The organism is uncultured Tateyamaria sp. (assembly GCF_947494755.1).
In the GTDB taxonomy this organism is placed as follows: Bacteria; Pseudomonadota; Alphaproteobacteria; order Rhodobacterales; family Rhodobacteraceae; genus Tateyamaria.
Genome location: NZ_CANLVZ010000012.1, coordinates 121,814 through 131,166 on the forward strand (window position 1 = coordinate 121,814; position 9,353 = coordinate 131,166).

Annotated in this window: 8 protein-coding genes and 1 tRNA gene; all 9 read left to right on the forward strand. The window is 61.8% G+C overall.

The genetic code is table 11. From position 1 onward, the window contains the following. Positions 1 to 15: 15 nt before the first annotated feature. The 9 genes from Q0908_RS15155 (at position 16) to Q0908_RS15195 (ending at position 9,295) form a co-directional block, all read left to right on the forward strand. Positions 16 to 1,098 carry a histidinol-phosphate transaminase gene (locus Q0908_RS15155; RefSeq protein WP_299286203.1) on the forward strand — a complete coding sequence of 361 codons (1,083 nt, stop codon included), beginning with the start codon at positions 16 to 18 and terminating at the stop codon, positions 1,096 to 1,098. After that, positions 1,095 to 1,838 (forward strand): Asp/Glu racemase, encoded by a 744-nt coding sequence (locus tag Q0908_RS15160; RefSeq protein WP_299286206.1) that lies wholly within the window; start codon positions 1,095 to 1,097, stop codon positions 1,836 to 1,838. The genes Q0908_RS15155 and Q0908_RS15160 overlap by 4 nt, the downstream gene beginning before the upstream one ends. Next, positions 1,835 to 3,178, forward strand: coding sequence for an MmgE/PrpD family protein (locus Q0908_RS15165; protein WP_299286211.1), 1,344 nt, complete (start codon positions 1,835 to 1,837; stop codon positions 3,176 to 3,178). The genes Q0908_RS15160 and Q0908_RS15165 overlap by 4 nt, the downstream gene beginning before the upstream one ends. Continuing rightward, positions 3,175 to 4,143 (forward strand): D-2-hydroxyacid dehydrogenase, encoded by a 969-nt coding sequence (locus Q0908_RS15170; protein ID WP_299286214.1) that lies wholly within the window; start codon positions 3,175 to 3,177, stop codon positions 4,141 to 4,143. The genes Q0908_RS15165 and Q0908_RS15170 overlap by 4 nt, the downstream gene beginning before the upstream one ends. Before the next feature lie 77 nt (positions 4,144 to 4,220). Continuing rightward, positions 4,221 to 4,294: transfer RNA gene (locus Q0908_RS15175), tRNA-Gly, on the forward strand. A gap of 91 nt (positions 4,295 to 4,385) precedes the next feature. After that, a complete protein-coding gene (locus tag Q0908_RS15180) occupies positions 4,386 to 6,197 on the forward strand; it encodes an ABC transporter transmembrane domain-containing protein (RefSeq protein ID WP_299286217.1) in 1,812 nt (603 codons plus the stop codon). A 69-nt stretch (positions 6,198 to 6,266) separates the two neighbouring features. Continuing rightward, positions 6,267 to 6,695 carry a peptidoglycan-binding protein LysM gene (gene lysM, locus Q0908_RS15185; RefSeq protein ID WP_299286219.1) on the forward strand — a complete coding sequence of 143 codons (429 nt, stop codon included), beginning with the start codon at positions 6,267 to 6,269 and terminating at the stop codon, positions 6,693 to 6,695. A gap of 209 nt (positions 6,696 to 6,904) precedes the next feature. Next, positions 6,905 to 8,803: an acyl-CoA synthetase gene (locus Q0908_RS15190; protein WP_299286222.1), complete on the forward strand. Its 1,899-nt coding sequence runs from the start codon at positions 6,905 to 6,907 to the stop codon at positions 8,801 to 8,803. A gap of 144 nt (positions 8,804 to 8,947) precedes the next feature. Beyond that, entirely contained in the window at positions 8,948 to 9,295 is a 348-nt protein-coding gene (locus Q0908_RS15195; protein ID WP_299286225.1) for a hypothetical protein, read from the forward strand. The last annotated feature ends 58 nt before the right edge of the window (positions 9,296 to 9,353 follow it).

Genomic DNA, 9,353 nt, shown 5'->3' on the forward strand with positions numbered 1-9,353 from the left:
TGCCGAAGGCAGACCATGACGCGCGCCTTGCCCCATATCGCGGCCATGTCGCCCTATGCGCTTGCGGACATGCAGGCGCCGGACGGGGTTGCGCTCATTTCACTGTCCCAAAACGAAAGTCTGCGCGCGCCAAGTCCTGTGGCGGTCGAGGCGGCGCAGGCCACATTGGGGCAGGGGATGCTGTACCCTGACCCTGATTGGACCGACTTGCGCGCGGCGATTGCATCGGTTCACGGTATTGATCCGGCCAATATCCTGTGCGGAAACGGGTCGCTCGATTTGATCGGCTGCCTCGCACGCGTTTTTGCCGGACCGGCGCGGGCCGCGCTGGCGCCCGCCCATGCCTACCCTTTTTTCCGCACCGTTGCGCAGATGGCGCAGGCCCGGTTCGACACGGCACCTGAGGAGGGCACGACAGTCTCCGTGGACGCCCTTTTGGCAGCCGTGCAACCCGACACAGGTATCGTGTTTGTGGCCAATCCAGGCAATCCGACCGGAACCCACATTCCGCGCGGAGATCTCGACAGATTGCGCGCAGGCTTGCGGGACGACATCCTGTTGGTGATTGACGAGGCTTACGGCGAGTTTGCCGATCATCAGACGGCCCCCTGTTTTGACATGATCGCCGCAGGCAACACGGTGGTGCTGCGCACATTTTCCAAAGCCTACGGGATGGCGGGGTTTCGGATCGGTTGGGGGTTGTTTCCGCCGTATATCGCGGCGGAGATGCGCAAGGTGATGAACCCCAACAACATCTCCGCGGCCGCCCAGGCAGGGGCGGCAGCGGCGATGCGGGATCAGTCCTATATGCGTGAGACCTGCGCAATGACCGCGCAAATCCGCGAAGAGGCCGCGACCGCCTTGCGCGCGCTTGGGTTTGCGGTCGGCCCGAGCTTTACCAACTTTGTTCTGATGGACATGAGCAACGCAGAGCGCGCCGCCCATGCCGATGCGTTTTTGCGCAAGCGGGGCATGTTCCTGCGGGCCCAGGGCGGCGCGGGTCTGTCGCATATGATGCGCATGACCATTGGGACCAGGGCCGATACGCAACAGGCCATTGCCCTTTTGGATCAGTGGCAGCAGGAGAACAGGACATGAGCGCGTCCCGCGGACAGGCGCGATTTGGCGTGCTGGTCCCTTTCACCAATTCGAACCTTGAGCCGGACATGGCCCTGTTGCGCCCGGACGGTGTTTCCCTCCACTTTGCGCGCATGGGGGGCTATGACGAGGACGAAATACCGGACGCCGACCAGATGCATGCATTGGGGGCTGCGGACCTCGACGAACCCTTGCGGCTGCTCACTGGGGTCAAACCGGATGTCGTCGTTTATGGCTGCACCTCGGCGACACTCACCCATGGGCCAGCCTTTGACCGCGATTTGGCCGCGCGCATTGCCCAAGCCAGCGGGGCCAAGACGGTCACGGCTGCGGGCGCGCTGGTGGCTGCGCTGACGGCGCTCGAGGCCAGGAAGATCGCATTTGCCTCGCCTTACGTGCCCACGATCAACGACATGGCGATCCACTTCCTCGGCCAAATGGGGTTTGACACCGTACACCGCGCTGATTTTGAGGGCACGCTGGACAATGAAGGGCAGGGCGCGCTCAGCCCGCGCGAAGTCTTTGCCCTTGGGCAGCGCGCCGATCACCTGGAAGCTGAGGTTGTGGTTCTGTCATGTACGGACATGCGCAGTGTGGAGGTTCTGGAGGATCTCGAACAAGCGTTGGGCAAACCCGTCATCAGTTCAAATCAGGCGATGGTGTTTCAGGCGATGTGCCTGCTTGGCCTGCGCGCACCAATCACCGGCTTTGGTCAATTGCTCGCATCGGAGCGTTCATGACCTTTGACGATATTGCCGCATTTACCTTGGGACCATGTACCGTGCCGGACGCTGCCCTCGACATGGCCGCGACCTTGTTGATTGACACTTTGGGCGTGGCCGCGGGGGCAGATGGGATGCAGGCCGGACAGATCGCGCGCGATCATGCGGTGCGCTTTCACGGCGCATCAAATCCGGACGATCAGGCCACGATCCTGTTTGATGGTCGCCGCGCTTCGCTATCGGGGGCCGCATTTGCGGCCGCCACGCAGATCGATAATCTGGATGCGCATGACGGCTACAACCCGACGCTTGGGCATATCGGCTGCGCGGTGGTGCCCGCGCTGTGCGCGTTTGGAGAGCACCTGCCCGACCTTTCAGCGCGCGATGCCTTGCGCGCGATGGTGATGGCTTATGAGGTATCAGCAAGGGCCGCCATCGCGCTGCACGCCAGCGTCGCGGATTATCACACGTCCGGTGCGTGGAATGCGCTTGGGGTTGCGGCGCTTGGCTGTCGGCTGCGCGGGGCAACGGCGGACCAGTTGCGGCATGCCTTGGGGATTGCAGAATACCACGGACCGCGCAGTCAGATGATGCGCGAAATCGCCAACCCCACCATGCTGCATGACGGGTCCGGCATGGGCGCTTTGGTTGGAACTATGGCGGTGCTGATGGCTGAAAACGGGTTCGAGGGTGCCCCTGCCATCACCGTCGAAGCCGCTGATATTGCACCGCATTGGGCCGATCTGGGCCAAAGCTGGACGATCACACATAACTACATCAAACCCTATCCGATTTGCCGTTGGGCGCATGCCGCCCTTGATGGGTTCGGAGACTTGATCGACGGGCACAGCCTGACGGCGGACGACATTGCCGCCATCAAAGTGCGCACCTTTGATAAGGCGGCCGCTTTGTTTCCGGGCATGCCAGAGACGACCTCGCAGGCGCAGTATTCGCTGGCCTTTGCTTTGGGCGCGCGGCTGGTGCATGGGCGGATCAATGCGGACCACATCTCGGGTGCAGAACTGAATAACGCGCAGGTGGCCGCTATCGTGGACAAAATCACGGTGCAGGAAGACGCGCGGCATACATCACGCTTTCCTGCGGGACGCTGGTCAGATGTGACGGTGCGCTTGCGGGATGGACGCAGACTGAGCTCGGGGGAGGTGCATGCTCGCGGCGGGCCCGAGGCCCCGATGGCGCTTGGCGATGTCGAGGCGAAATTCCACGCCATCTCGGGCGCGTTACCGCCACCGCGCAAGACCGCGATCTGGGCAATGCGCGCCAAAATGCAAGAACCGGATACCAAATTCAGTGATCTTCTGGCCCTGATCCACCCCCCGGTAGGAGAGAGCACATGACAGAGCCGATCCGCGTCGTGCTGCACACCGATGCGTCAGACGGTCTGGTTGAGAGGCTGATCGCAGCCAGTCCACAGGCGCAGGTGCGCGTCTGCGACAGCTATGACGCGCTGCCCGAGATGCTGACGGAATTTGCGCCTCAGGTCGTATATACAGTGCGGTTTAACGGCACGCCTGGCTTTCCAAGGGCGGCTCTTTTTGGACCCGACGGTCCGCAGTGGATTGCAAACGGGGGCGTGGGGACCGACCACTTCGGGCAGTGGGATGCGCAAGTCACAACCGTGACCAATGCCGCCGGGGTCGCAGCGGACATGATGGCGGAATATGTCATGGGCGGGTTCTTGCATTTCATGCTGGATGTGCCGGGATTGCAAGCGGACAAGGGCGCGCGGGTCTGGGCGGCACGCACGGTGCGTCCTCTCAAGGGCAAGACGCTACTGATTGTCGGGCTGGGCCACACCGGTAAGGCGATCGCGCAGCTGGCCAAGGCGTTTGGCATACACGTGATCGGCACCCGCGCGACCCCGCGCGACACGGATAACGTGGACGAGGTACACGGTGCAGACGCCTTGAACAGCTTGCTGGAGCGCGCTGATTTCATTGCGATATCTACACCTTTGACGGCTCAGACGCGCGGGTTGATCGGTGTCACGCAGATCGGTGCGATGAAACGCGGGGTGGTCCTTGCGGATGTGTCCCGCGGTGGCGTCGTCGATCAGACCGCGCTGGCGCAGGCGCTGGCGGAGGGGCACGTCGCGGCGGCGGCCCTCGATGTGTTCGAGGTCGAACCCTTGCCCGAAAGCAGCCCGCTTTGGGGCTTGGACAACGTGCTGATCTCACCCCATTGCGCGTCCGTGCATGACGGGTGGGAGGATGTGTCCTTTGACCTGTTTCTGGACAATCTCGCGCGCTGGAGCGCGGGTGAGGCGCTGGTCAATGTGGTCGATCCGATACGCGGGTACTGATGCGACCTGCCGCCATATCGCGGCCCTTGTCCTGCTTGACCCCGCATCCGCGATGCCGTATCCGGGGCCTCGGTATTGCGGGCGTTGTGTAGTGGTAAGACCTTAGCCTTCCAAGCTAATGACGCGGGTTCGATTCCCGCCGCCCGCTCCATGTTTCACCAATTTTGACCTGCGCGGTGCTGTCCACTTGACGTGACATGTGTGTTGCGGCCATCTGCGGGGCACGGACGCCCGGAGACAGAATGACCGACACGACCACCACAGATTTGCCGCCTCAATCGGCCACGCAAGAGCGGGAAAAATCCAAAGAGCTTGGGTCCTTACGCGCATTGCTGCCGTTTCTGATGCCCTATTGGCCGTTGATGATCGCTGCCATTCTGGCCCTTGTTCTGACGGCTGTGGTGTCGCTGACATTGCCCCTGGCGGTGCGCCGTGTGGTGGACAATTTTGGCAGCGAAGACCCCGCGATCCTTGATCTCTATTTCCTCGCGGCCATCGGCATTGCGGGCCTGCTCGCCGTGGGTACGGGGTTGCGATATGCGTTGGTCACGCGCCTTGGCGAACGTGTGGTCGCGGACATCCGCAAGGCGGTGTTTGACCGCGTCATCGGCATGTCGCCCAGCTTTTACGAGAATGTGCTGACCGGCGAGGTGCTCAGCCGGATCACCACCGACACGACCCTGATCCTGAGTGTCATTGGCTCCTCCGTGTCGATTGCATTGCGCAATATTCTGATCTTTTTCGGCGGTCTTGTCCTGATGTTGCTGACGTCGGCCAAACTTGCGGGGCTGGTGTTGTTGATCGTGCCCGCCGTCGTGGTGCCAATCCTTGTGCTGGGGCGCAAGTTGCGCGGGCTGAGCCGCGAAAACCAAGACTGGATTGCCGCGTCTTCAGGCCGTGCATCCGAGCAATTGAGTGCGGTGCAAACCGTGCAGGCCTTTACCCACGAAACCGCCAGCCGGATGATGTTCGCCGACGTGACCGAGGCAAGCTACGGGTCGGCCAAGCGGCGCATCACCATCCGCGCGCTGATGACGGTCATCGTGATCTTTCTGGTCTTTGCGGGCATTGTCGGTGTGTTGTGGATCGGGGCCAATGACGTGCGCGCGGGCGTGATGACCATGGGCGCACTGATCCAGTTCGTGATCTATGCGGTAATGGTCGCGGGGGGGGTGGCCGCCCTGTCCGAAATCATCGGCGAGTTGCAACGCGCGGCGGGCGCGACCGAGCGGTTGGTCGAGCTGTTGCAGACCGAAGACGCGGTGCAGGACGTCGCCCAACCCAAAACCCTGCCAAGCCCTGTGCGCGGCCACATCGCCTTTGAGAACGTGCGCTTTGCCTATCCTGCGCGGCCTGCGCTCAATGCGCTGGATGGTGTCAGCCTCGAAATTGCACCGGGTGAGACGGTCGCGTTTGTCGGCCCCTCCGGCGCGGGCAAGACCACGATCATCCAGATGCTCCTGCGTTTTTACGATCCGCAAGAGGGACGTATCATGCTCGATGGCGTGGATGTGGCCGAAATGGACCGGGAGGCCTTTCGCAAGCACATCGCGCTGGTCCCGCAGGACCCGGTGATCTTTGCAGCCTCTGCAGCGGACAACATCGCCTTTGGCCGCCCCGGTGCCTCGCAGACCGAGATTGAGGCCGCCGCCCGCGCCGCCGAAGCGCATGATTTCATTATGGGCCTGCCCCAAGGGTATCACAGCCCCCTTGGCGAGCGCGGCGTTATGCTGTCGGGTGGTCAAAAGCAGCGGGTCGCCATTGCACGGGCGATCCTGCGCGACGCTCCCCTGCTGCTGCTGGACGAGGCGACAAGCGCGCTGGACGCCGAAAGCGAACGGGCGGTGCAAGACGCGGTGGACAGCTTGGCGCAGGGCCGCACAACCCTGATCGTGGCGCACCGTCTGGCGACAGTGAAAAAGGCGGACCGCATCGTGGTGCTGGATAAGGGGCGCGTCGTGGCGCAAGGCCCGCACGACCAGCTGGTCAGCGAGGGGGGGCTCTATGCCCGCCTTGCGCGCCTGCAGTTCACAGATGGTATCGCGGCGGAATAATTCCCCTTCACTCCCGCCGGCGGACATGATCTTGAGTCCCTGACACATTTTGAAAAAAGGGGAGCTGTCATGGGTCTGTGGAACTTTGTAAAAGGCAAGGGCAAGAAGCTGTTTGGCGGAGGCGATGAGCCTGAACTGGATGGCGGCGCGCTCAATGACGAGATCGCGGAACTTGGCCTGGACGCCACGGGTCTGGATATCACGGTCGAAGGCGACAAGGTCAAAGTCGCGGGCAAGGCTGTCAGTCAGGAAATGAAGGAAAAGGTCATCTTGGCCGTCGGCAATGTCGAAGGGGTCGCCGCCGTCGAGGAAGACGTTCCAAGCGACACCGATCCTGTGTTTCACACGGTTGTGCCTGGCGACACGCTTTGGGGCATCTCGGCCGCGACCTTGGGCAACGGCGCACGCTACGAGGAAATCTTTGAAGCGAACAAGCCGATGCTGACCCACCCGGACAAAATCTATCCCGGTCAGGTTCTGCGCATCCCGCAGGACTGATCCAATACGCCGAATGGCGGTGGGGGCGACGGGCTGGCATGGCCCGTCGTCTTTTTTATTGTGACCTAGCGTTACGCCTTTTGACGCCGCGTATTGTGTTCTCGCGGGGGGCCAGACTCCTTGAACATTGCGGCAATCCACCGCATCCTTGATCAACTGGCACGCGCGCTGCGCCATGACTGCCAAAAGACGCATCAGGGAGGATGACGATGACATTTGCAGGGATCGCGGACCGCGACGCCATTCAGAACGAAATGCCATGGGAAGAGCGCGACATCGCCAAGACCCTCTATGGCCTGCTCAGCGCCACCGCCGAGAAGTTCCCGAACCACAATGCGATCAGCTACCAGATCTTTTCGGACCCCAAGTCCAAGGCCGAAACGCTGACCTATTCGGCCCTCAAGGATCGCACGACCCAATGCGCCAATATGCTGCGCTCCATGGGCATCGGCCCGACGGACGTGGTGGCCTATATCCTGCCCAATGCGACCGAAACCGTGCTGACACTCTTGGGTGGCGCGACGGCTGGGATCGTCGCCCCGATCAACCCGCTGCTCGACGCCGAGCAAATCGGCTCGATCCTGCGCGAGACAAATGCCAAGATCGTCGTAACCCTGCGCGCCTTTCCCAAGACGGATGTGGCCCAGAAAACAGCCAAGGCGGTGTCGCTCGCCCCGAACGTCAAGACCGTGCTCGAGGTTGATCTGCTGACCCATGTGTCGGGCCTCAAGTCGTTCATCATCCCGCTGATCCGCCCCAAGTCCGAACAGGCACCGGGTGTGACGTACAAGAACTTCAACGCCGAAGCGGCCAAGCAGCCCAAAACCCTCAGCTTTGAGGATGTGCAGGAAGATCGAGTGGCCTGCTATTTCCACACTGGCGGGACGACCGGCATGCCCAAAGTGGCGCAGCACAAATATTCCGGTATGATCTACAATGGTTGGGTCGGTGCCACAGTGTTGCTTGGTCCGGATGATAATATCCTCGCACCCTTGCCGTTGTTTCACGTCATGGCCGCCCATGTGTTGCTGATGGGCGCGGTCGCGTCGGGTGCGCATTGCATTTTCCCCACCCCGCAGGGCTATCGCGGCGAAGGCGTGTTCGACAATATCTGGAAGCTGACTGAGCGGTGGAAGATCACCTTTATCGCCTCCGTGCCCACCGCCATTGCAGCGATGATGCAGCGGGGAATTGATGCCGATATCTCGACCGTAAAGTCGACGTTCTCCGGCTCGGCACCTCTGCCGCAAGAGCTGTTCAAACGCTATGAGGCTGCCGCCGGTGTCGAAATTGTCGAAGGCTACGGCATGACCGAAGCGACGTGCCTTGTGTCGGGCAACCCCATTGATGGCGAGAAAAAGATCGGGTCCGTCGGCATTCCGTTCCCCTACACGGACGTCAAGATTTACAAAGGCACAGCCGAGGGGCCTGTCGAGGCTGGGGTCGAGGAAGTAGGCGAAATCTGTGTGTCCAATCCCGGCGTGTGGGCTGGCAACACCTATACCGAGGCCGAAAAGAACAAGGACCTCTACTATCACGAGAAATACCTGCGCACGGGGGATCTGGGCCGTCTGGACGCGGACGGGTATCTGTGGATCACGGGCCGCGCCAAGGACCTGATCATTCGGGGCGGGCACAACATTGACCCCGCCGAGATCGAAGAGGCGCTTTTGGGGCACGAAGCCGTCGCCTTTGCCGGGGCCATTGGTCAACCCGACGCCCATTCGGGCGAAGTACCCTGCGCCTATGTAGAGCTGGTCGAAGGTGCCTCCGTCACCCCCGACGAGCTGATCGCGTTCTGCAAGGCCAACGTGCACGAACGCGCTGCGCAGCCCAAGCACATGGTCATCATGGACGAGTTACCCAAAACCGCTGTCGGTAAAATCTTCAAGCCCGACCTGCGCAAAGAGGCGATCACCCGCACCTATAACGAGGCGCTTTCAGCGGCGGGTCTGGATGCGCGTGTTGTGTCCGTGTTGGAGGACAAAAAGCGGGGCCTTGTGGCTCAAGTGGACGCTAAAGGATCAAGCGATCAGGCGTTGCAAACGGTCCTGGGCGCGTTCATCGCGCCATGGGAACCCGCCTCAGCGGCCATGGCGGCTGAGTAAGGTCTCGCTGACGGCGACGAAGAGGGCTCGCAGGCATCGGTTTGCGCGCCCTTTTTCATGGCGGCGCAATGACGCGATTGTTAGCTGCGCTCGGACAGTTCGGGGATAGGGTGCGCCTGACCGACCGTTTCACAGGCACCTTTCATGTCCAAGTCAAAATCCAAGCGCCGCAAGTCTTCTCCCACCGCCGCCGCACCCTCGCGCCGTGATGTGCTGAAACTAGGCCGCAACGGGGCCATCGGCCTTACGGCAGTGGCGGGTGGGGGCGTTTGGGGTTTCGGGTCCTTCCGGGCCTATGCTGCCGAGCATGATCTGACCCGTGTGGGCGAAGGTGCCATGACCATCGTGCAAATCCATGACCCGCAATGTCCAACCTGCACAGCGTTGCAAAAACAGACCCGCGCGGCCTTGCGCGATTTTGACGACTGCGGGGTGACCTATCTGGTGGCGGATATCAAAACGCCCGATGGCGCTGCTGACCTGCTCCCCTGAGAGTCCGTGTTTATAAGTTAGCTCTGTTCAGGTTTTGGTCCTCTTCTGACCGGTTAGC

Excerpts from the sequence above, each read along its gene's own strand:
- Q0908_RS15180 (WP_299286217.1), top strand. The coding sequence starts at position 4,386 with ATGACCGACACGACCACCACAGATTTGCCGCCTCAATCGGCCACGCAA.
- Q0908_RS15165 (WP_299286211.1), top strand. The coding sequence starts at position 1,835 with ATGACCTTTGACGATATTGCCGCATTTACCTTGGGACCATGTACCGTG.
- Q0908_RS15170 (WP_299286214.1), top strand. The coding sequence starts at position 3,175 with ATGACAGAGCCGATCCGCGTCGTGCTGCACACCGATGCGTCAGACGGT.
- lysM (WP_299286219.1), top strand. The coding sequence starts at position 6,267 with ATGGGTCTGTGGAACTTTGTAAAAGGCAAGGGCAAGAAGCTGTTTGGC.
- Q0908_RS15160 (WP_299286206.1), top strand. The coding sequence starts at position 1,095 with ATGAGCGCGTCCCGCGGACAGGCGCGATTTGGCGTGCTGGTCCCTTTC.
- Q0908_RS15155 (WP_299286203.1), top strand. The coding sequence starts at position 16 with ATGACGCGCGCCTTGCCCCATATCGCGGCCATGTCGCCCTATGCGCTT.
- Q0908_RS15195 (WP_299286225.1), top strand. The coding sequence starts at position 8,948 with ATGTCCAAGTCAAAATCCAAGCGCCGCAAGTCTTCTCCCACCGCCGCC.
- Q0908_RS15190 (WP_299286222.1), top strand. The coding sequence starts at position 6,905 with ATGACATTTGCAGGGATCGCGGACCGCGACGCCATTCAGAACGAAATG.